A 23730-nucleotide genomic window follows, 5' to 3' on the forward strand; every position below is an offset into this window, starting at 1 on the left:
TGCATTCCAAGATTCAGGAAATCTCAAAATAATCATCCTGATGGTAAACGCAACTTTTTGACTAGACACAGTCTCAACTTCTGACTTTTTTGTCCAAAGCATCTACCTTTTATGAATGAAACAAACCCTTTTCCCCTTTTACCCTTCCCCTTTCCCCCTGTTCCCTTATTTCTCAAGATTCCCTAACATTCTTACTTAAGTTCTGTGCTTGTTATGAAACGCTTCCCCTTTCCCCTACGCTTTTCAATCCCTGCGGTTTTAATTGTGTTTGGCACAGTACTAGGGCTTTTTTCTTTAAATCGAGAAATTGCTGCAAGTAACCACAAAACTGAAGAAAACGCAACTCACTACGCGCAATCATTGGGAAGTCAAATTGCAAGCATATTAGATTACCTTTACAGGGGAGGGGATGTAGAACAGGCTGAAATTGTCATCAGTCAATTGGGAAGTAATCCGCGATTGCCTTTGATTTTAGTAGTTAACGAGCAGGATAGGATTCTGCTGTCAAATAATTATGAATTACGCAAACGTCTGGTAAAGGATACAGAAGCCGCGCCTAATTTATCGAGATTTGCGATCGTGCGCGAAAAAATGGCGGGAGAAGTCACGCTTTCTCCAGATAAGCGCTATCTCAAAGTTATTTATCCTGTGCTTTTGCAAGCCCAACCAGGAGAAATCCGTCCTTCCAGGGTGGGTGTTTTATTTATGGAATATGATTTGGTGAGCGAAAAGCAGGAAGCTTATGCAGATGCGGCGAGTCGAACTGTTGTTTCCAGCACAGTTTTAGCATTATTTTGTATTGGCTTATGGTTCTTTTTTTACCGTACCTTAACACGCCGAGTTGATCATTTAGTTGCGGTAACTAATAGGTTAGCTAATGGAGAATTAAGTGTTCGTGCAGGTTTATCAGGTTCAGATGAACTGGCTCAAATCTCCATCGCTTTTGATCGTATGGCTGTAGGTATTCAGGAAAATACTAAAGCTTTGCGTCGCCAAAATGCTACCTTAAAGGCACAGCAGGAATCGGCGCTTGATGGCATTTTAATTATTGATGAAAACCGCAAAGTTGTTTCTTATAATCAACAATTTTGTCAGTTATGGAATATTACTCCTGAGATTGTAGAAAATAGCGATCGCCAATTATTAGATTTGGTGCTGGCTAGTCTAGCCGATCCAGAAGAATTTGTGGAGAAAGTCGAGTATTTATATCAGCATCCAGAACTAGCTAGCCGTGATGAAATTACTTTTAAAGATGGGCGGATTTTTGATCGCTACTCTACCAGCGTGATTTCTCTGAGCGGTGAACTTTACGGCAGAATTTGGTATTTTCGCGATATTAGTAATATCAGGCAATCGGAAGCAGAAATTAAAAATGTGCAAAGATTTCTGACTTCGATTATCGAAAATATTCCCAACATGATTTTTGTCAAAGATGCCAAAGACTTGAAGTTTGTGCAAATAAATAAAGCTGGGGAGGAACTGTTAGGTTATTCCCGAGAAGATTTACTAGGTAAGAGCGATTATGATTTCTTCTTGAAAGAACAAGCTGATTTCTTTACTAGTAAAGATAGGGAAATAATCGCTTCCGGTAGCATTTTAGATATTCCCGAAGAACCAATTCAAACTAGAAATTACGGCACTAGAATTTTACATACTAAGAAGTTACCAATTTTTGATAATGCAGGTAACCCACAATATATAATGGGCATCGCGGAGGATATTACAGAGCGTAAACAGGCAGAAATTGAATTACAGCAGGCAAAAGAGGCCGCAGAAGCAGCGACTCAGGCTAAAAGTGATTTTCTGGCGAATATGAGCCACGAAATCCGCACACCGATGAATGCGGTGATTGGGATGACGGGGATTTTATTAGATACAAACCTGACTCCAGAACAACAAGATGCTGTAGAGACAATTCGCTCTAGTGGGGAAATTTTACTATCCTTAATTAATGACATTTTAGATTTTTCCAAAATTGAATCAGGCAAATTAGAACTAGAAGCAGAACCTTTTGATCTGCTAAATTGCCTAAAAGAATCTATCGCTTTACTAGCTAATAGTGCCGTAGCTAAAGGATTAGAAATTAGCTATCATTTCGCCGCCGATGTACCTAAAATTATTGTGGGAGATGTAACTCGGCTACGTCAGATTTTGGTGAATTTGTTGAGTAATGCGATTAAGTTTACTGAAAATGGTAGTGTCAATGTCACAGTTACAGCCAAAATCAGAGATTTACCAGTTGGTTCTGCTGATGTGCCTTATCAGCTACATTTTGCTGTGCGCGATACAGGAATTGGCATTCCCCCAGAAAAACTCAATCGGTTATTTCAATCCTTCAGTCAAGTAGATTCTTCCACAACTCGCCGCTATGGTGGCACAGGTTTAGGATTAGCGATTAGCCGCCAACTTAGCGAAATGATGGGCGGTAAGATGTGGGTGGAAAGTCAGCAAACAGAGGGATCGACTTTTCATTTCACCATCGCCGCCCCTGTTGCTGCTGCTGTCGCCACTACAGAAACTCATGGGCAATTAACTGCTAACCAAAAAAGTACCCAGTTAAATCAATCGCACTCAGTTAATTCTGCGATCGCAGAATCATCTTCTCTGAGAATTTTGCTCGCAGAAGATCATCCAGTCAATCAGAAACTTGCAGTATTGATGCTCAAACAACTGGGGTATCGCGCCGATGTTGTGAGTAATGGGGTAGAGGTTTTAGCAGCAGTGCAAAAGTTGCGTTATGACGTAATTTTAATGGATGTGCAAATGCCAGAAATGGGCGGGATTGAAGCTACTCAGGTAATTTGTGCTAAATATGCAGCCGATTCTCGTCCCCGGATTATCGCCATGACAGCCCGGGCGCTACAAGGCGACAAAGAAGAATGTCTCAGCGCCGGGATGGATGATTACATTACCAAACCGATCCGGATTGATACTTTGGCTCAAGCTTTAAATCGATGTTTGCCAATAGCGGCGAATAATAGCGCTCAACCCACGCAAGTACATCACAAGCAACCGCAAACAGATATTGCAGAAAGAGAATTACCAGTAATTAATACCAAAGCTTTGCAACAAATTCAGCAACTTGCAGCCAGAGATGGGGCAACATTCCTGGTAGAAATGATTGATTGCTATTTAGAAGATTCCCCACTAATGCTGCAACAAATAAAAACCGCAGTTGCTCAAGGAGATGCTAAGACTTTACATCGCCTAGCCCATAGCTGGAAATCAAGCAGCGACTATCTAGGAGCCACCAAGCTAGCAAATCTCTGCCGCGAACTAGAAGCGATCGCCTCTACCGGAATCACCAATGTTCAGGACAAACTAAAGCATTTAGAAACAGAGTTTGTGAAGGTTCAAGTAGCATTGCAGGAAGAGAGGGGAAGGTGTGTTGGGTAATTGGTAATTGGTAATTGGTAATTTGTTACTTATTTATTAAAGAAGCCGGAAGAATTGGGGGATTCTCCCCCAAACCCCCGATTGGGGGACGCAACCGTCCCCCAAACCCCCTCCAAAATGATTGATCTGCTTTTTTTTGAGTAATCCCTGTTTTGTCACTCTGGGAAAAGAAAAATCAAAGCCAAAATTTGAACTGTAGATAGAATGGGCATTTGAGCGTTTATTTTCTAACACAATGGCTAAAATCATGTTTTTTTGGTAAAAGTCTTATGCTGTAAGCATTCCAGATTATTCTCTCCCGAAAGTGATAAAAGAGGGGTAATACCAATCTGAAAAAACAATGCGACAGATTGTAGGGGCACGGCACGCCGTGCCCTCTAGAATATATTGATGTGTCGCAAACATTATTTGATTTGGTATAATCAGCTTTTTGATTTTTTTATCAATTAATTTTCTTAACTGAATTGTATTTTCTTATTGCCACCTCATCCCCCACCCTGCGGGAAGCCCTCCCGGGTTCAGCAGTTGCTTCTCCCAAGGGGAGACGCTATGCGAACAAGTCGGGGAACCCGCCCAACGCACTGCTTCTCCTGCGGAGACGCTACGCGAACACCGCAAAGCGTCTACATCTCCCTTATCCCCAGTCCCCAATCCCCAGTCCCCAGTCCCCAGTCCCCAGTCCCCCTCACCCCTTCAACTCCCCTAACTTCGGACTCCACCAACCTTTCTGGGTGCTGAAGTAGGCGACATCTTTGTGTTTTTTATCGTTGCGGGATTGGGGGTTGGAACAGCGCAGCATTTTCTTGTTCTGTCCATCTTTGACATAACTGTATTCTTCTAAAGGCTTGTGACATACTGGACAGGAGTATTTGGTAATTGCAGCTTTGGATTTTTGCGGAGTTGCTTCCTTAATTTCCTTCGTTTCCTTCGCGGCTTGAGAACGGGGTGCTTCCCAACTTTTGCTATATTCGCTCCAAAACAGCACGATGTTATCGCACCCACTGACGCATTTGAGGAAATATTTCTTTTTAACTTTACTGCTCTTAATTTTGGCTAAATGATTCTTGCATTGTGGGCAACGAGTGCGGGAAGTCTCAAATTTGCGTTCCGCCATAGGATAATTTTTTACGCCAGTCGCCGCACTCACGACGATGGTTTTGGCTTTGGCTAAGGCGGGTGCAAAATAACTCTCATTCCATTTGGTGAGATATTGCTGCCACTGTTGTTTACCAGATGCGATCGCATCTAGGGCATCTTCCATTTTGGCAGTAAATTCTGTTTCTAATAAGTCGGGTAGGGCTTTCTGTAAAAAGGCATCGACTTCTAACCCCAATGTTGTCGGCTGTAAACTATCTTTGGCTAACTGCACATATCCGCGTTTTTTCAGGGTGGCGATTGTGGGAGAATAGGTACTAGGACGACCAATGCCTTTACGCTCCATTAACTGTACTAATTTGGGTTCGCTGTAACGGGGTGGCGGTTGGGTTTGTTTCTTCTCATGTCCAGCATTTTCTAAAGTTAGCATTTGCCCTTGTTGTAAATTAGGCAAAATACTATCTTTACTCAGGTTAGGCCAGTAGCGCGCATAACCTAAAAACTCCACAATTTGTCCTCTTGCTTGCCAGAGAATATCCCCAGATTGAGTAATTACCAGGGTTTTTCGCAGTTGTGCGGCTCGACATTGGGATGCGATCGCTCTTTTCCAAATTAAGACATACAAGTTAAACTCATCTGCAGTTAGTTCTAGGCGTAACTGCACAGAAGGGCGAAACACATCTGTAGGGCGAATCGCTTCATGGGCTTCCTGAGCAGTTTTGTTACTGCGATGTCTGGTAGTTTTTTGGGGGACATTTTGCGGATCGTTTTGCTCCAACCACTTACGGGCGCTATCACAGAACTCCGGACTCAGCATTACTGAATCTGTTCGCATATAAGTAATTAGCCCAGCCTCATAGAGCTTTTGTGCTACCTGCATTGTCTTCTCTGGGGCAAAGCGCAACCGAGAACCCGCAGCTTGCTGTAAAGTAGAGGTGATAAATGGTGGTGGTGGTTGGCGGTTAACAATCTTACCTTCAAATTGCACCACTTTGTGAGGATGGCGGCGCGCCTCTTCTACTAGGCGATTTGCTTCCGCTTCTGCAAGTACACGGGTAGATTCTGGCGCTTGGGTGCTATTCACCGCTGCATCGTCATTAACTTCCGCTTCTTCCTTCGCTGCTTCCTTAGGTGCATTCGCCATCCCTTTGTAGAAAGCACGGAAGCCTTCAGCGTAATCTACCCAAACACTCCAATAATCTTGGGGGACAAAAGTTTGAATTTCTCTCTCGCGTTGACAGATTAAATGTAAGGTAGCACTTTGCACTCTCCCGACACTTTTCGCCCCATTATTCAAAGCCCAAACTAAAGGACTGCCCTTATAACCTACCAACTTATCTAAACAATCGCGGCACAATCCCGCCCCTACCAAATTTGTATCTAATTCTCTAGGATGTGCGATCGCTGTTCTGACTGCTGCTTCTGTAATTTCAGTGTACACCACCCGTTTTGGTTGCCTCAGTCCCAAAGCTTCCTTGAGGTGCCAAGCGATGGTTTCCCCTTCTCTATCTGGATCTGTAGCTAAAACAACTTCCTGTACCTGCTTTACCGCCGCCTTTAACTGCTGAATCGTTTCCTTAGCCTGTTGATCCCGGGGGACATAGCGACACTGCACATTACTCCCATCCATAGTAAAGCCCAGGGAATCCTCACCTTCATTACTCAGTTCGCGAATGTGACCGCAACTAGCGCGTACAATCCACTCAGAACCGAGAATTTGACTGAGCTTTTTAACTTTACCTGGAGATTCAACCACTAGAAGGCGTTTAGGCATACCAGATGCAACCTAACAGAAGACTTCTTAGTTTTTTATAGTACACCTGTTTTGCACAAATTGAGTGCTGAGAAGTAGGCTGTGTTGTCGCCAAGCGCCGCACCATCAGCAATTCGTAAAGCATTAGCCTACTGGCGTGTCTAGACTAAAATAGTGTATTATTCAAACTCTTGTGGGATGGGCATCTTGCCCGTCCTGGGCGGACAAGATGTCCACCCCACAAGAAAATTATATTGCCACATTTTAGCCTTGTCGCGCCACTACTTAGACTGCCGTACGCTCTAGAATATATTGATGTATCGCAAACATTATTTGATTTGGTATTAAGTTCATAGTCAGAACATTAGCCCTAGATTTTCTCTACTTGATTGCTAATTAGAAACCCCTGGCTAGATTGTATAAATCCTGAGAAAATATAAAAGATGACCAGTGTAGAGGTTTGTAAGAATCGTGAATAATATCAACCAGCTTTTGGTGCAAGCACAAGCAGCACATGATGCAGCTGATTGGTCATTGCTGATTCAATATCTACAACAGTTGATTCTCAAACAAGAGTCTACACATCCAGAAATATTGCAAAATCAAGAGCTTCTGCTGGATTTAACCATCTCTATTTTAGAAATGGGTGATTTTCAGCAACGCTGGGAGATTGCGAAGATTTTTCAGCATTTAGGAAAATTAGCTCTTCCGCGATTAGTTGAGATTTTAGAAGATGAAGACGCAGACGAGGAAGTTCGTTGGTATACAGCAAGGATATTAGGAGAACTTCAGCATCCAGAAACGATCGCACCTTTAGTACAATTATTAAAAACTAGCGATAGCCAAGAACTCAAGCAAATGGCAGCTAATGCATTGGGGAAAATGGATCGCCTTGCTAGTGCAGCACTAACTGAACTCTTGCTTGCGGAAGATACCAGACTTTTAGCAGTGCGATCGCTTTCCTATATTCCTAGCACAGACACCATTACGCCGCTTTTGAGTGTGGTAGAAGATCCACAACCCGCAGTGAGAACCGCAGCCATTGAAGCCCTCAGCAGCTTTCATGACGAACGCATTCCCCCTGTATTGGTGAAAGCTTTAGATGATTTCGCCGCCTCAGTCAGACACGCCGCAGTCCAAGGTTTAGGTTTTCGCCCTGAATTATGCGAAACATTAGATTTAGTCACAAAACTGCAACCGAGACTTGATGATTTAAACGAAAATGTTGCTTGTACAACTGCAATTACCCTTGCTCGGATGGGTAGTGACAAAGCGGCTCAATGCTTATTTGAGGCTTTAATATCACCAAGTATATCCATCAAGCTGCAATTAGAAATTATTTGCGCCCTGAGTTGGTTAGGAACATCTGCAAGTTTGGCATATCTCCAACAAGCATTTAATCAAAGCACATCCAAAACAGTGTGGCAGGAAATTGTCACAGTTTTAGGGCGAGTACAACAGCCAGAGTTAACGCCATTAGCCACAGAAATTTTATTGACAATACTGCAATCCAACCATCCTGCCAAAGAACTTGCCAACATCAAAAATGCGATCGCCCTCTCCTTAGGACAACTAGGCTGCATCCAAGCGATTGAACCATTGATTTTACTCCTAGCAGACGCAGAACCATCAGTAAGACTACACGCGATCGCCGCCCTCAAAAATCTCTCACCAGAAATCGCCCATCAACAATTACAAAAATTAGCCAACAACACCACCCTCACCCCCGAATTACAGCAAGGAGTCGCGATCGCTTTGGCGGAGTGGTAGGTAAGGGGTAAGGGGTAATGGGTAATGGGTAATGGGTAATAGGTAATGGGTAATGGGTAATGGGTAATGGGTAATGGGTAATAGGTAATAGGTAATGGGTGTTTTTTATTTCTCTCTCATCTGCCCAATCCCCAGTCCCCAGTCCCCAATCCCCAGTCCCCAGTCCCCAATCCCCAGTCCCCAGTCCCCAATCCCCTTGTCTTGATATTTAGATACGACGAAAGAAAATTTAAAATTTCGTCTTGAGGAGATTTGGCGACAAATGGGGCTTCTGGATGACGATTAATGAGAAAAAATATAAAACGACTTTCAGAAAAAGTTAAATTAAAATATTGCAGAGGAAAGCACTTGTAACAAACCGTACCAAATTAAGGCAAGAAATCCGTTAAGTTAATGAAATCAATAAATGTAATTCAGGCTACAAAAAAATGCGACTAGAGCAGTTGCAAGCCTTTTTAGCGATCGCGGAAACCGGCAGCTTTCAACAAGCTGCTAGAAAATGTGGTGTCACTCAATCGACAATTAGCCGCCAAATCCAAGCCTTGGAAGCTGATTTGGGGCTAGAGTTGTTTCACCGCACGACTCACGCCAAGCTAACACTAGGCGGTGAACGTTTACTACCCCGCGTGCGAAAAATTTGTCAGGAGTGGCAAATAGCGACAGAGGAATTAACAGATTTAATTGCAGGTAAGCAACCAGAATTGTGTATTGCAGCGATTCACTCGATGTGTGGATCGTATTTGCCACCAGTATTACAACAATTTTGTCGTGATTACCCAGAGGTGCAATTGCGGGTAACTTCTTTGGGTAGCGATCGCGCTTTAAAAGTCTTAAAAGATGGACTGGTGGATTTGGCGATCGTGATGAATAATCGCTTCTTAACTACTGGTCGCGAAATGGTGGTAGAAGTTCTGTATGAAGAACCTATAGAGGTATTAACTTCTGCCAAGCATCCCTTAGCCCAATATGAATATATCCCTTGGTCGGAGCTAATTCGTTACCCCCAAGTTGTTTTTAAAGATGGTTATGGGATGCAACGTTTAATCCAAGATAGATTTGAGCGGTTAGAAGCTACACTGCAAGCTGCTTTAGAAGTAAATACTTTAGATGCGTTCCGGGGAGTAGTGCGTCAAGGAGAACTGATAGCTTTGCTACCCCATTCCGCACTGATGGAAGCGCGGCTAGATCCCACCTTGGCAGTACGTCCTTTAGCCTGTAATAGTAACAGTAATCTATCTGATAATTCGAGTTTGACACGCCGGGTAGTTATGGTTACCACTGGCGATCGCCTGCAAATTCCCCCAATCAACCATTTTTGGCAACTGGTGCGACAAAATATCCCGCCGCAAATTAACCAACAGCGATCGGCTTCTTAAGGCTATGATGACTCAAAAGTCACAAATCTAAAGTCCAAGAATTGTTGACTGTTGACTGTTGACCCTTGACCTTTGAGTACCATGAGCAATTTATTTAGGCAATTATTAAAAAAGGTAGGAAGTGGAAATCACACAGGAGAGAATTTAACTCGTGCTGAAGCCGTCACAGCTACCAAAATGATGTTGCTAGGTGAAGCTACACCTGCCCAAATTGGGGCGTTTTTAATTGCTCATCGGATCAAGCGTCCCACGCCGGAAGAGTTAGCGGGAATGTTGGATGCCTACAATGAACTAGGGCCAAAACTGCAACCTATTGCGGCGGAACGACCAGTAATAGTATTGGGCATACCGTATGATGGCAGAACTCGGACTGCGCCAATTAGCCCAATAATCGCTTTGCTATTAGCTGCTGTTGGTCAACCAGTGGTAATGCACGGAGGCGATCGCCTACCGACTAAGTACGGACTTCCCCTGGTAGAAATTTGGCAGGGTTTAGGGATAGATTGGACAACCTTTCCACTAGCAAAAACCCAGGAAATTCTAGAAAAAACAGGAATTGGCTTAGTTTATAACCCTAAGCATTTTCCATTAAATCAAAGTATTTGGAATTACCGCGACCAATTAGGCAAGCGCCCACCCTTGGCAACAATGGAGCTAATTTGGTGTCCTTATGCTGGAGATGTTCATATCATCCCTGGGTTTGTGCATCCGCCAACAGAAGCGCTGTTTCAGGAAACGCTAGCTTTACAAAATGTAACAAAATATACATTAGTGAAGGGATTAGAAGGTAGTTGTGACTTACCACGCGATCGCACAGCAATTATTGGCTTATCTTCAAATACAGGAGTGCTAGAACGCTTACATCTTGCACCACGAGATTATGATTTTACTACCAAAAACGTCCCTCTAGAGACTACCGCCGAATTGCTTGCCCAGATGCAAGAGGTATTAGCTGGTAAACCCACAGAGTTAATGCAAACAGCCTTGTGGAATGGTGGATTTTACCTTTGGCGTAGTGGTATTTCTCCAGATATGCGATCGGGTATTGCCAAAGCCTCAGAATTATTCACTACTGGTGTAGTCGCAGCCAAACTCCAAGAACTTACCCAAGTAGTTAACAGCCAAGAAGAATCAACCCTCAAAGCTACTTAGGAGTGCTGAGTGCTGAGTAAAAATCCCATTGAAACTTTCATAGATGGCGGTGAATTTTCTTCATTGGGATTGCATCCTCATCTCCCTCATCCCCTACTTACTCACAGACAGAATCATACCCTCACGAGCTAACAATGCTTTGGGGAAGCTAGACTTAATTTCAGATTGGACGCGATCGAGAAAATCATCATCATCATCTGGATGATAATGGGAAATAACTAAGCTCTTAGCACCAGCTTTGCTAGCTAAATCCACAGCAGTTTGCCACTGTAAATTAGAGGAATCATTATTGTGAGCAGTAGGGGGAGCATAGGTACTGTTAGCAATCAGCAAATCCACCCCTTGAATTAGCTGGAGAATTTTTTCTTGTTCTACTTGCTCAGGATTTTTCGACAAATCTGTGACGTAAGCAACGCTAAAACCTTGCCAATTAACTCGATAACCAACTGAACGCTGGTGTGTATTAATTAATGCTGGGCTAATCGTCATTTCTCCTAGCTTTACTTCGCTACCAGGATTTATATTGTGGAAATGCAACTCTGATTGCATCACCTGTAATGGGTAGGGAAAGTGCGGTTGCAGCATTTGATCGCACAGACATTGCTTAATCGAGGCGCTGTTTGAGGCTGCTGAACCGTAAATATGGAAGCGATTTTTCGCAACAAATGCGGGGCCAAAAAAAGGAAATCCCTGAATTCGATTGGATTGGGAGTTAGTAAAAAATAGATAGGCTTCTAGTGGCTGTTCTAATTCTTGCCAAGTTTTACCCAGTAACCTTAAGCCAGTACCCCCATCAAAAATTAAATGTTTTGTACCTACACGCATTTCCACACAAGCAGTGTTTCCACCATAGCGCGTGGTGTTGCTGCTGGGAGTAGCAACCAAACCTCTCACACCCCAGAATTGCACCACAAATTCCCCAGATGGATTTGACAGAGGGGTGGCTTGTTTCTCAGTTAAGTGGCTTTGGGAATCCGACAGTTCAGTATTTGACATCTTCTTTGCAGTTTAGGCCTTACTGAGCAGGTCATCGTAGTGCCGTACTTCCAATAGTCGGTTGTTTTCATCTACAATGACGACCGTAGGCGAGTAATTTTGTAACTCTTCCTGAGTGAACTGCCCGTAGGCCATTATAATCAGGCGATCGCCTATAATGCCTAGACGTGCGGCAGCCCCATTTAGCTCAATAATTCCAGAATAGGCTGGAGCAGGTATGGCATAGGTAATAAAACGCTCACCATTAGCACTATTCACGACTTGTACCTGTTCATAGGGTAAAATTCCAGATTTTTGCAACAGAATATTATCTATACTGATACTACCCACATAGTTGATATTGGCCCCTGTGAGGGTACAGTTGTGAATTTTTGCCAAAAGGAGAGTACGCTGCATTTGATTTAGGGGTGCGGTGGCAATATTGGCGTTTTGAGTCAGCACTTGCAGGCTGAAGATGGAAAAATTATGAATAATGGATAGTTAATCACTAGTCAATAGCACAAATATAGCAATGAGTCAAGAATTAAGAGTTGGAGAGACGCGATTAATCGCGTCTTGATTATTTCTCTTTTATACTCTAAGTCCCTTGTTCCTAGCTTCTAGTTCTACTGACCACAGAACAACTACCCATTACCTATTATCAATTATCCTTGAGCAGCTTTAATGGACTTATCTACCAAAGCTTTGACCTTGTCAACATCTTGCCAACCGAGAATTTCAGTTACTTTCTTTTCCAGATTTTTATAACTGCGGAAAAATTCAGCGATTTCATCCAAGCGGTGTGATGGTACATCCTTTAAAGATTGTACTTGAGCGTAGCGCGGATCTTTGTCAGGAACGCAAAGAATTTTCTCGTCGCGATCGCCACCATCAATCATTTCTAAGAAGCCAATAGGTCGTGCCGCAATTATACAGCCAGGAAAGGTAGGTTCATCAATGATCACCATACCATCTAGGGGATCGCCGTCATCAGCTAAAGTGTTGGGGACAAAGCCGTAGTCATAAGGATATTTGACTGACGAATAAAGTACCCGGTCTAAGGCAAAAGCTTGTAAGTCTTTGTCGAATTCGTATTTATTTTTACTCCCGCCTGCAATTTCAATCAGAACGTTGATGAGACCCGGTTTTGGTTGGGGTGGTATACGGGATAAATCCACAAACAAGCTCCTCTTATAAAACAGTACATCGGGGATATAAGCAATATTGCCTCCCCGTGTAGAATTTTAGGGCCAAGATGGACTTCAATACTACTTTAATTCAGGGGAAAAGGAGAAAGGGGAAAGGTTAAGGGTTATGGCTTTTCCTTTTACCGAAAAATATTCTAGTGACAAAAAGTGCGGCGATTCCTAAAGAATCGCCGCATATTGGCGCTGTATCATCAGCGCGTGGATTATTCAGTTGTTATAGCGGACAGATGGTTAATGCTTCATCTCTCATCTGTTTACAGAGAGTAGAAACAATGGTTGTTGCTGAGTTATCTGTTCCCACTTTGGGTTTATTGAGTTGTGAATTGCCAGTCTGATCGTTTAATCCCCGCTTCTGGGTAGATTATAAGTCAGAGGTTGTTGCGTGTTGTGTACATTTGTCGAAGAATAATGAGCAATGACAAATACAGGTAATGTCAGAGTCAGTAGAGCGATCGCGGTTCCCACAATGTCTGCCAACCTATGGGAATATGTATCGGTATTGGCAGACTGACTATTTGAATTCATACAAAAAATTTGAATTTCACCACTTCACTTTGAGCTTTACTCTCCGAAGAGAGCCTTGATCCTATTTTAACTACTTTTAGATGTAACCAGCGGATACATTTATAATCTTATCCAGTTTTACAAGTGTCATAATATTCCTACGCTACAAAAGTCTTTTGATACAAAGTTCTAGATAAACATTTTGGGCTTTGATGTGGTAGCTAAGATTAAATATCACTGGCTCTTCTTGTATCATTTTTGCTGCTTTTGATTTAGGATTTAGAGAATCATAAATTACATTTTTGCAGTTGAGTGCAGATGCAATTTTTCATCAATCTTGGGCTTGATTGCATTAGTATAACATCTGAAAAAGCTTTGTCTAAGGTAGTTTTAGGGATATGTGGTTAATTTGTGTTACTTAAAAACTTCACCGAAAAATCACTGATTATCTATTAATCATAGTGATATTCCACAGTGGTAATACTGAAACGAAATCATGTTTTTAGATTAACCAATATTGTTGCTTTTTGTAACCAGAAATCGACACTGAATAAATACAGCTATATCTACCTGGTTCAGCATTATTAAATTAGTTAGGATGCTAAGAATATTCCCAAGACATGAGTAAATATTACTAGTAATACTTTCTTATTTTGTCAATCTATATTTAGGTAGATTTGAAGATATTTAGATACTATATATCTACATAAATTTAGCAAATTTTTCAGCACTATATCTCGCAATAATGCAGTGTTTAATCGTAATTTTATCACAAATTGAGTATGAGGAAACCGCCGCTAATCTAGGGCGGTTTGGTTAAGCAATCGGAGGGTATTTATAGCTTAAATTGCTAATTTTCAAATTGTTGTAGCCAAGTTTGCACTTGCACAACTAACGTCTACCATAGGCAGTCATTGGTTCTTTAATAAAACGAATGTAAAGGTGTTTAAATGTGGATTTAATCACCCGTGGCATCGCAAAATCGATGGGGACTAGCTTATCTGGTAGTCGCCAATCTTCTATTTTGAGTAAATCAGGTTCTAACTGCGGAAAATCAATCTCAGCCAATTGTGGGCATAGTCCTAATCTTTGAGAAGCTGCGACTGTGGGTACTTGCTGCGGTGGGACATTGAGAATTTCTACCATTGCCCGATCCAGGGCAAACACATTTGATGTTGCTGCCAAAATACCTAATGCACGCGGTTCTCCATTACTAGGGCCATTGCCATCATGACCGATGATCCCATCTAAAATGGTTAAGCTGGGGTTAATAGCCTTTGCAGTTTCTACTAACATCTCCGCAAAGCGGTTTGCATCTTTACCGGCTTCCATGTGCCACCAAGCTTTCATTTTGCCGGGAACGCAACCAAAGAGGTTTTTTACGCCTAAAGTTAATGTTAGTTGAGCATGGGATTTAACTTTGGGTAAGTTAATCACCACATCCGCCGCCATTGCTTCTTTTGATAGCAACAGATGATTAAAATTTTCGCTGACGGTTTCGTAACGCTGACCGTGAAAATCGATAATTGGTAGGTGAAGTTCCTCGAAAATTGGTGCATAGCCATTGGCTATAGCCACACCCTTGGCACTACCAAAAGCGGGACTATCCCCTAAAAAAGGCTTACCGCCAACTTCCATTACCATCTGGGCAACTGTGTAAACCAATTCGGGGCGAGTAGTACACTCTTTACCAGGACGCGCACCTGTGAGTAAATTAGGTTTGAGCAAAACGCGATCGCCTGGCTTAACAAAAGCTGCTATCCCCCCAAAAGGTTCCAGCAGCGTTTCTAGGGACTCGCGTAAAGTCTCTCGTTCGTAAGAATTAGCACGGATTAAGCTGACAGATGGTTTTTGTGTCTGCATGGATTATTTAGACAAGTAGTAAAGATAAAGAAAAAAGAATTTCTTCTTTCATATATCTTCCTACTATCTTTTTAATCCAGGTTGTCTGATTCTGGAGTGAGGGGTATGATACCGCTCATCTGTTCGAGATTTAACACAGTGGCTAATTCCGCTTCACTCATCAGTCCTTTCTCCAAAACAATCTGCCGTAAAGATTTGCCAGTTTCTAAGGATTCTTTTGCCACAGCCGCTGCATTTAGATAGCCAATGTGGGTATTTAAGGCGGTAACTAAAGCCAAACTACCTTCCGCGTATGCCAAACAACGTTCTTGGTTAGCAGTAATCCCTTTGATGCAGCGTTCCGTGAGGGCAGCGATGGTATTGCCCAAAATTTCAATACTATGAATCAAATCATAGGCAATTAGCGGCATCATCACATTTAATTCTAATTGTCCCGCTTGGGCTGCCAGGGCGATCGCATTGTCGTAACCCATGACTTGAAAACATACCATTGATGTCATCTCTGCCATCACCGGATTGTATTTGCCTGGCATAATTGAAGAACCAGGTTGCACGGGGGGTAATTGAATTTCCTTGAATCCAGTTTTTGGCCCCGAATCCATCAACCGTAAATCATGGGAGATTTTGACTAAATCCTGAGCTAAATTACGTACAGCACCAGAAACATTTACAAATGGTGCCATACTCTGCATTGCAGCCATGAGATGGGGTGCAGGTTGCAAAGGCGAGTTGAGTAATTCTGCTAATACTTCCACCACCCGCGCCCGATAACGTGGATGAGTATTCATACCTGTACCAGCCGCACTTCCACCTAAACCCAACACCATTAAATCGCTAGAGGCAGTGTAAATCCGGTTTTGATGTTCTGCAAGTATATACGCCCAAGCGCGAAAGTTCTCGCCTAAGCGCACAGGAACAGCATCTTGCAAATGAGTTCTACCAGATTTGACAATATCCTGAAATTCTGCGGCTTTGGCTTCCAAGGCTGCGATCGCATTATCTAATGCTGGGTGTAATGTATGAGTCAGCGCCAATAAGCCACCAATACGAATTGCTGTAGGGATGACATCATTGGTAGACTGCCCATAATTCACATGATCGTTAGGACTGACACGCTTGTAGTTACCCTTTTCATCCCCCAAAATTTCTAAAGCACGATTCGCCAGCACTTCGTTGACATTCATGTGGTGCGAAGTTCCTGCACCAGCTTGATAAACATCAACCACAAATTGATCGCGTAGCTTCCCTGCAAGTATCTCATCAGTTGCTTGTACAATCGCCTGACTGATTTCTTGGGGAATGCATCCCAATTCACCATTAACAATTGCCGTAGCTTTTTTAATTAATAAACCAGCATCTACGTAAGTAGGTAGCGGCTTCAGCCCGCTAATTGGGAAGTTTTCTATTGCCCGCAGCGTTTGGATACCGTAATAAACATTACTAGCAATTTGGCGATCGCCCATCGAATCCCGTTCGATGCGAAATTGGGAGTCTGCTTGTTGAGTCATGGTAAGTATGATTTTAGAGAATCTCAGAACACAGATCATCCCACGGTTAGGCAGAGATTTGGTGTTTGGTAATGGGTAATTGGTAATGGGTAATTGGTAATGGATAATGGGTAATTGCTATTCTCCTCCTTGTCCCCTTGTCCCTCCAACTCACAAGTCCTAATTTCCAATTACAATTAAGCCGCTGATGGCATTGATATCAAGCGATCGCTCTCCTTCAGCAAAGGTTAAAATAAACCCATAAACTACCAATACCTCAGCGAAATCATGTCCCTGGCTAGAGAATTAGAGACTACACCAGCAGCTATTGAGGACATCACAGAAAATGTTATCTTTCCTCCAGGTGATTTATACTCTGATGAACCTCCCTTGGAAACCGAACTACATTTAGAGCAAATCATGCTCTTACTTAAATGTTTAAAATGGTTGTGGCGCGATCGCAATGATTTTTATGCTGCTGGCAACCTGACAATTTACTATAGTTACAATCAGCGCAAAGATGAAAAATTCCGAGGGCCAGATTTTTTTGTGGTTCTCGATACAGAACGCAAAACTCGTAAAAGTTGGGTGGTTTGGGAAGAAGATGGTAAATACCCGAATTTAATTTTAGAAATTCTTTCGGACTCAACAGCGAAGACAGACAGAGGATTAAAGAAAAAACTTTACCAAGATACTTTTCGGACTCCGGATTATTTTTGGTTTGATCCCTACACCTTAGAATTCGCAGGATTTCATTTACTTGATGGTAAATATCAACCTCTAGAACCTAACAATCAAGGACATTTGTGGAGTCAACAGTTAGGCTTATATTTGGGTATTTATCAAGGTTTGGTAAGATTTTTTACCCCTGAAGGTGATTTAGTTCCGACACCAGAAGAAATCGCAGAGTTAGTAGAATCAGAACGTCAGCAAAAAGAAATTGCTCAACAAAAAGCAGAAAGATTAGCTGCTAAGTTGCGAGAGTTGAATATTGATCCAGATACAATTTAGAACTGTAAATGTCAGAATACCACTAAAATTATTAGGATTCAAATTTTAAGTTCAAGTGACCAATGACCAATGACCAATAACAAATGACAAATAACAAATAACACCCTTTACCAGCTATCTTTAATTGCAACGCTCTACTTAATTTAGAATTGCTAATGACCATACCCAACTGGATTACTTTTTCGCGCTTATTAGGAATACCATTTCTTCTTTACGGCTTATACAATCCTACAACCGAAGCTAAATGGATATGTTTAGCAATCTTTTTAGTAGCTGCATTAACCGATTGGTTAGACGGCTATTTAGCACGGAAACTCAACCAAATTAGCGATTTAGGCAAATTTCTTGACCCTTTAGTTGATAAATTCTTAGTACTTGCGCCGTTGATGGTATTGATTGAATTAGGCAAAGTCCCCGCGTGGGGAGTATTTCTCATCTTAGCGCGAGAACTAGCGATCGCAGGTTGGCGAGTCAATCAAACTCAAATTACTGGGGCGAATATTTGGGGTAAACTTAAAACTGTCAGTCAAATCATTGCGATCGCACTTTTAATTGCACCGTTATCAGCAGATTGGCAAATTCCAGCAATAACTGCATTTTGGGTTTCCGTCATCCTAACATTAATCTCTGGGGCAATTTATCTGCTACCCTCATCTGATTAAACTACTGGTACTCAAAGTTTCTATCAGCCTTCTTCTACATTTATTGATGCAACTCTATTGCGGTAGCCGATAAGCAATTTCAGCAATTTTAGATCTGACAGGTCTTTCCTTGTTAATTAATACTAGCTTCTGCCTATTTCCAGTTACCGATGGCAGATTTTCTTGTTGCATTTCCCAAGCCAAAGTCGTATAGACAATGGTATCCAAGTCATTATACTGGGGTTGCCAACCCAATACCTGACTGATTTTCTCGGCACAAGCTGTCACACAAGCTGGATCTCCAGGACGGCGTTCAGCTTCAATTACAGGGAAATCTACACCAGAAATAGCCTTTACTCTTTCAATTACTTGGCGCACACTGTAGCCTTTGCCATAGCCACAATTGAGAGTTTGGCTTTCTCCACCCGCCTCTAAATAGCGTAAAGCATCGACATGGGCAGAGGCTAAGTCTTCAACGTGAATATAATCACGAATTCCTGTCCCATCAGGAGTGGGAAAATCTGTGCCAAAAATTTTGACTTCTGACTGACGTTTAAGTGCTGCATTACAAGCGGCTGCAATTAAGTGTGTTACATTGCGTAAACTTTGCCCCAGTCGCCCACCCGGATCTGCACCGCCCACATTAAAGTAGCGTAGAGTTACATACCGCATTCGAGACGCTAAACTGTGGTCTTGAATCAGCCACTCACTCATCAGCTTTGAGCGTCCATAGGGGTTAATCGGTAAAGTAGGTGTAGATTCAGTAACTGGGTTTTCTTCTGGTTCGCCGTAAACTGCGGCTGTACTAGAAAAAATAAATTGGTTAACGTCTAGAACATGACAGCACCGCAGCAAATTGAGAGTATTGCGTGTATTGTTACTGTAGTAGTCAAGGGGATGAGCAACTGATTCTGGTACAATTAAACTGGCAGCAAAGTGTAACACGGCGCTGAATCGGTGTTTGGCAAAAACTTGGTAAAGACGGTCTGTATCTGCTAAATCACCAATAATTAATTCACCATGTAGTACCGCTTTCGGTGAACCTGTAGAACAATTATCGTAGACCACCACATCATAACCAGCTTCCCCTAATTGGCGCACGACATGGGAACCAATATAACCTGCACCGCCAGTTACTAATACTTTCGTTTTCATCTACCTTTACCTAACAAAACGACCCTGACAGTTTTAAAGGCGATCGCAATATCTAACCATAAAGAATAATTTTTAATGTAATAAAGGTCGTAAGCTAGCTTTTGGGCAGCATCCTCAACTGAAGCACCGTAAGGATAAAGTACCTGTGCCCAGCCAGTAATCCCTGGTTTGACTAAATAACGTAGTTCATAATATGGAATAGCTTCTTTAAGTTTGATATCAAACTCCGGTCTTTCAGGACGAGGGCCAATTAGACTCATATCTCCCCTCAACACATTAAAAATTTGTGGTAGTTCGTCAATCCGTAAAACTCGCAGCCAATACCCTACCCTGGTAATTCGCGGATCACGTTGAGTTGCCCATTGTGCACCTCGCTTCTCAGCATCTTGATACATAGACCGAAATTTGTAAACCCTAAATGGTTTACTGTATAAACCTGTGCGTACTTGACTGTAAAAAACTGGGCCATGACTATCCAACTTAATAGCCAGCATTGCCAATAGCATCAGGGGAAATAAAAATATCAGTAATAGGCTTGCCAGTATCAGGTCTATAACCCGCTTTACTTTCAAACTTATACCACCAGGCACTAGGTTAAAGCCAGCGCTAAAAGCTAACCAGCTATCTTCTAGCACTGATGAGGGAAGTTTATACCATAGAGTTTCGCAAATATCTGGTAACCTGTATGTTGGGATACCTTGCAGCCTGAGTTGCATCAACTGCTGCACCTGAATATCAGAAAAATCCCTTGGGGTTGCAACTACTACCCCAGATAAAGGCTGCTGCATCCAAGCTGACAAGTTATTCAGTCCACCTCCGTAACTCAGATGCGATTCTGTTTTTGCTAATTCAGCAATATCTTGACTAGCTTCGGCAAGTACTACCAAACGCCCTAATGGGTTATGTTCGAGGAACATTTGGGCAAATTTCATCCCACTCTCGCCACCTCCCAGCATCAACCACTGACTTTGCTCGGCGTGCGATCGCAACCACTTCACTGCCCATAATCTTAAAATTACAGCCCAGATGGTAAATATTCCCAGGCTGACTAGCAAAATGCCTCTTCCCAGCAACGGATGCTGTCCCCAAGTTCCAGTTAGGTAAATTAGGGCAGAAGTAATGGCAGCAACTATAAAACTAGCTAGTAAGATCCGCGCTGGAGCCCGCAAACCTGCTATTTGTGTATCTGGATGATAAGTATCTGCAAGATAAAGCCCTGCCAGAACCAGCAGCATAAATCCGCAAACCACTCCATCAAATCCCGCAATTGGCTGACCTAGACGTAACCAAAAGGCAACCCCTAAACAGACAACTAGGCCAAAAATATCTCCTACCAAAAGTAATACAGGCATTAAGCGTGGAATTGTAATTACTTGAACGCTTCCCCTGTAAGTGTGAAATGGTATATTGAACATAAATATTTTATACTACTCTTAATTCCGAAGTAAACGAGCTATAGGTAGTAGATTTTTGCTGCTTAAATATGCTTAACCCTGAGTATTCATTAATAGAAGTCTTGATTAGCAGTTGCCAATTTTCCTCTGCAAATTTGGCAAAGTTGATTAGCTCAGTTTCCGTTTAAGAGTATTTTAAGTGCTTCAGGGAGAATAACTAGTCCCTTTAATTACAAAGAAAAATTACAAATAATTTAACATACAACATAGTGATTTTTATAACAATTAATTTACATAACTTGTAATTTCTTAGTAGATGTTCTCGAGATATTTTTATTGCAAGGTATATACTTGTTACACATAGCTTTTGATTCTATGTAACTGGTGCTTTACCGATTACTTATTAGTCAAACTTTTAGGTATAAATATTAAATCTCAATAAATAATATTTATGCATTGACTAATCGTTATAAGATGTTCTTATAAATACTAGTGAATTTGTCAAACATAGTATTTATAGTGAATAAAGAACAGGAATTAGTATAGAATAATCGGGACGTTTTGGGAATCAAGACATTTGAGAGAAACTTTCTGATCGGAATATTTTGCTAATACTTTTGATCCATAGCAAGACTAGCCATACTCCATTAGTTTGGTTCGGTCACTAATTGCGTTGGTATAAATAATAGCGCCAACTCAATTTATCACTGGTTTTTCAGGAAATTGTTTTATGCCTACTAAGCAAGAAGAGCGTGAAGTCATTGATGTCCAACAGTATTGGACAGTTCTCAAAAGGCGTTGGCCAGTGACAACAGTTGTAATTGGCTCTGTGTTTGGCTTGACAGCCTTAGTAACCTTCCTTCAAAAACCAGTGTACGAATCGCAAGCCAAACTGTTATTCAACAAACAAAATGGCGTTTCATCACTGACTGGTTTGTCTTCCCAAGTAGGAGAACTGAGTGGGTTGACCAACCTCAGCAATCCAGTGGATACAGAAGCCGAGGTCATCCGCTCAAACCCTATCGTCCTAAAAACCATTACCAGCCTTAACCTCAAAGATAAATCGGGTAAACCACTCTCAATTGAAAAATTTCTGAAATTACTGAAATTGAAAACCATTCGGGGAACGGATGTCATGCAGCTTTCCTACCGCAGCACGAATCCGCAAGAAGCTGCATCTGTCATTAATTCTCTAATGAGCTATTACTTAGAAAATAATGTTCGGACAAACCGTGCAGAGGCGAGGTCTGCAAGAGAATTTTTAAATCGGCAATTACCAGAGGTAGAGAAACGAGTTTTAAAGGCAGAAATGGCCTTGCGCCGATTTAAAGAAAAAAATAGGGTAGTTGCTCTAGATGTAGAAGCAAAAGTTGGTGTTGAAGGATTAAAAGAGCTAGCCGAGGAAATTACCAGAACTCAAGGGCAACTCACTGCTGCTAAAACTCGCTCTCTGGCTCTGCAAAATCAAATGAAATTGAATACAGATACCGCTGTTGAACTCACCACCTTAAGTCAATCTCCTGGGGTACAGCAAGTACTGACAGAATACCAAAAAGTACAAGACGAGTTAGCTGTGGCACGAACTCGCTTGACCGAAGACAACCCAAAAATTATCAATTTGGAGAATCAAGAAGTAGCTCTTAGAAACCAATTAGAAGGGAGAGTTGCTCAAACCATAGGCAATTCTGAGTATACGCCAGAGCAAAATTTGCAAATTGGCAACCTCAAGCAGACTTTAACTGAAAATTTAGTTAAATCAGAAGTAGAACGTTTAGCATTAACTAACCAAGTAGCAGAATTACAGCAGGTACTTATAGTCAACAAAAACCGATTGGATAGCTTACCTCGGCTGGAACAACAACAGCTACAGTTACAACGACAGTTGAAGGTAGCCCAAGTTACCTATGAACAACTGTCGAAGCAGTTACAAGAAGTTGAAGTTGTAGAAAACCAAAATGTTGGGAATGCAAGGGTCATATCTGAAGCTTTAGTTCCTGATAAGTCTGTTTCTCCAATTATTCCTCTAAACTTGGCACTAGGGGGAATTTTGGGAATTATATTGGGTGCAGGCACAGCACTGGTGTTGGAATCTATAGATAATTCCCTCAAGACTGTAGAAGAAGCCAAGCGACTTTTGGACTATCCCTTGTTGGGTGCAATTCCACTAGCTGAAAAAGCTAAAGGTAGTGAAGCTGCAAGTGAACAAGAATTGCCTGTACTCAACAATCCCTATTCACCTGTATCTTCGGCTTTTGAAATGCTCCAAACTAACTTAAGTTTTAGCATTTCTGACAAGATGCTGAAAGTAATTGCCATAAGCAGTTCAATTCCTGGTGAAGGAAAATCTTTTGTTGCTGCTAACTTAGCAGTAGCGGTAGCCCAACTGGGACGGCGAGTATTGTTAGTGGATGCAGATATGCGTCGCCCTCGCCAGCATAAAATTTGGGAGCAAAACAACCTCGTAGGACTAAGTAATATTTTAGTCGGTCAAACTGAGTTACAAACTACAACTAAAGAAGCTTTGATGACTCTGGATATTATTACGGCTGGGACAATTCCACCTAACCCAGCTGCACTTTTAAATTCTCAACGCATTGCTACATTTATTAAGCAAGCAACTCAAGAATATGACTTTGTAATTATCGACTGTCCACCTTTGACTTTAGTTGCTGATGCCCTGATGTTGAGTAAGTTGGTAGATGGAATCCTGCTGGTTATACGTCCTGGGGTTGCTAATACTGGGTCAGTTAATGCTACCAAGATGTTGTTAGAGCAGTCTGGTCATCAGGTTTTGGGCATGGTAGCTAATGGTGTTACTCCTGAAAGTAGCTACGGTGGCTATTATGCAAAGAGTTATTACGGAGCAAAGCAATCTCACAAAAATGGGAAAGTTGATGCTTCAATATCAAAAATTCGGATTTCATGAGCCTTTTTGCAAGATTTTAGATGC

The 23730-nt window shown here is 42.0% G+C and carries 17 protein-coding genes; 8 read left to right on the top strand and 9 right to left on the bottom strand.

Annotated elements, in window-relative coordinates; genetic code table 11:
- Positions 1-213 precede the first annotated feature (213 nt).
- Complete coding sequence (locus AACU25_RS09370; RefSeq protein WP_096574961.1) at positions 214-3396, top strand: ATP-binding protein; 3183 nt, start codon at positions 214-216, stop codon at positions 3394-3396.
- Between the two features lie 685 nt (positions 3397-4081).
- On the opposite strand, the gene topA is transcribed toward AACU25_RS09370, so the two are convergent.
- Positions 4082-6265, bottom strand: a complete 2184-nt coding sequence (gene topA, locus AACU25_RS09375; RefSeq protein WP_096574965.1) for a type I DNA topoisomerase — start codon at positions 6263-6265, stop codon at positions 4082-4084.
- A gap of 450 nt (positions 6266-6715) precedes the next feature.
- Here topA and AACU25_RS09380 point away from each other — a divergent pair, with 450 nt between their 5' ends.
- From AACU25_RS09380 to AACU25_RS09390, 3 genes are all read left to right on the top strand, one after another.
- Entirely contained in the window at positions 6716-8014 is a 1299-nt protein-coding gene (locus AACU25_RS09380) for a HEAT repeat domain-containing protein (protein WP_190445745.1), read from the top strand.
- A gap of 428 nt (positions 8015-8442) precedes the next feature.
- A complete protein-coding gene (locus AACU25_RS09385; protein WP_096574969.1) occupies positions 8443-9390 on the top strand; it encodes a LysR family transcriptional regulator in 948 nt (315 codons plus the stop codon).
- 81 nt (positions 9391-9471) lie between these two features.
- Positions 9472-10542, top strand: a complete 1071-nt coding sequence (locus AACU25_RS09390) for an anthranilate phosphoribosyltransferase family protein (RefSeq protein ID WP_096574971.1) — start codon at positions 9472-9474, stop codon at positions 10540-10542.
- A 93-nt stretch (positions 10543-10635) separates the two neighbouring features.
- Here AACU25_RS09390 and AACU25_RS09395 read toward each other — a convergent pair whose 3' ends face one another.
- From AACU25_RS09395 to AACU25_RS09405, 3 genes are all read right to left on the bottom strand, one after another.
- Positions 10636-11538, bottom strand: coding sequence for an MBL fold metallo-hydrolase (locus tag AACU25_RS09395; protein WP_096574973.1), 903 nt, complete (start codon positions 11536-11538; stop codon positions 10636-10638).
- Positions 11539-11550: 12 nt separating this feature from the next.
- Complete coding sequence (gene panD / locus AACU25_RS09400; RefSeq protein WP_096583621.1) at positions 11551-11934, bottom strand: aspartate 1-decarboxylase; 384 nt, start codon at positions 11932-11934, stop codon at positions 11551-11553.
- Positions 11935-12182: 248 nt separating this feature from the next.
- Positions 12183-12695, bottom strand: coding sequence for an inorganic diphosphatase (locus AACU25_RS09405; RefSeq protein ID WP_045871833.1), 513 nt, complete (start codon positions 12693-12695; stop codon positions 12183-12185).
- Positions 12696-12862: 167 nt separating this feature from the next.
- Here AACU25_RS09405 and AACU25_RS09410 point away from each other — a divergent pair, with 167 nt between their 5' ends.
- Positions 12863-13060 (top strand): hypothetical protein, encoded by a 198-nt coding sequence (locus AACU25_RS09410; RefSeq protein WP_096574975.1) that lies wholly within the window; start codon positions 12863-12865, stop codon positions 13058-13060.
- Between the two features lie 4 nt (positions 13061-13064).
- On the opposite strand, the gene AACU25_RS09415 is transcribed toward AACU25_RS09410, so the two are convergent.
- The 3 genes from AACU25_RS09415 to AACU25_RS09425 all read right to left on the bottom strand — a co-directional run bounded on the left by AACU25_RS09415 (position 13065) and on the right by AACU25_RS09425 (position 16600).
- On the bottom strand, positions 13065-13250 hold the full coding sequence (locus tag AACU25_RS09415; protein ID WP_096574977.1) for a TLTLP motif-containing protein: 186 nt from the start codon (positions 13248-13250) through the stop codon (positions 13065-13067).
- A gap of 870 nt (positions 13251-14120) precedes the next feature.
- A complete protein-coding gene (locus AACU25_RS09420) occupies positions 14121-15092 on the bottom strand; it encodes an Npun_F2552 family protein (RefSeq protein WP_096574979.1) in 972 nt (323 codons plus the stop codon).
- 71 nt (positions 15093-15163) lie between these two features.
- Positions 15164-16600: an aspartate ammonia-lyase gene (locus tag AACU25_RS09425; RefSeq protein WP_096574981.1), complete on the bottom strand. Its 1437-nt coding sequence runs from the start codon at positions 16598-16600 to the stop codon at positions 15164-15166.
- A 267-nt stretch (positions 16601-16867) separates the two neighbouring features.
- Between AACU25_RS09425 and AACU25_RS09430 the strand changes: the two genes are divergently transcribed.
- Both AACU25_RS09430 and pgsA read left to right on the top strand, forming a co-directional pair.
- Positions 16868-17590, top strand: a complete 723-nt coding sequence (locus tag AACU25_RS09430) for a Uma2 family endonuclease (RefSeq protein WP_096574983.1) — start codon at positions 16868-16870, stop codon at positions 17588-17590.
- Positions 17591-17745: 155 nt separating this feature from the next.
- The gene (pgsA, locus tag AACU25_RS09435; RefSeq protein ID WP_096574985.1) at positions 17746-18252 is read left to right on the top strand and encodes a CDP-diacylglycerol--glycerol-3-phosphate 3-phosphatidyltransferase; all 507 of its coding nucleotides are present in this window, start codon (positions 17746-17748) and stop codon (positions 18250-18252) included.
- Between the two features lie 54 nt (positions 18253-18306).
- Here the strand turns inward: pgsA and galE are convergent, their stop codons facing one another.
- A complete protein-coding gene (galE, locus tag AACU25_RS09440; RefSeq protein ID WP_096574987.1) occupies positions 18307-19386 on the bottom strand; it encodes a UDP-glucose 4-epimerase GalE in 1080 nt (359 codons plus the stop codon).
- Positions 19383-20801 carry a sugar transferase gene (locus AACU25_RS09445; protein ID WP_190445744.1) on the bottom strand — a complete coding sequence of 473 codons (1419 nt, stop codon included), beginning with the start codon at positions 20799-20801 and terminating at the stop codon, positions 19383-19385. Before AACU25_RS09445 ends, galE begins: the two co-directional genes overlap by 4 nt.
- Before the next feature lie 709 nt (positions 20802-21510).
- Between AACU25_RS09445 and AACU25_RS09450 the strand changes: the two genes are divergently transcribed.
- Positions 21511-23706 carry a GumC family protein gene (locus tag AACU25_RS09450; RefSeq protein ID WP_096574988.1) on the top strand — a complete coding sequence of 732 codons (2196 nt, stop codon included), beginning with the start codon at positions 21511-21513 and terminating at the stop codon, positions 23704-23706.
- Positions 23707-23730 lie beyond the last annotated feature (24 nt).

The sequence above is a fragment of the Tolypothrix tenuis PCC 7101 genome, from assembly GCF_963874875.1.
GTDB lineage: Bacteria > Cyanobacteriota > Cyanobacteriia > Cyanobacteriales > Nostocaceae > Aulosira > Aulosira tenue.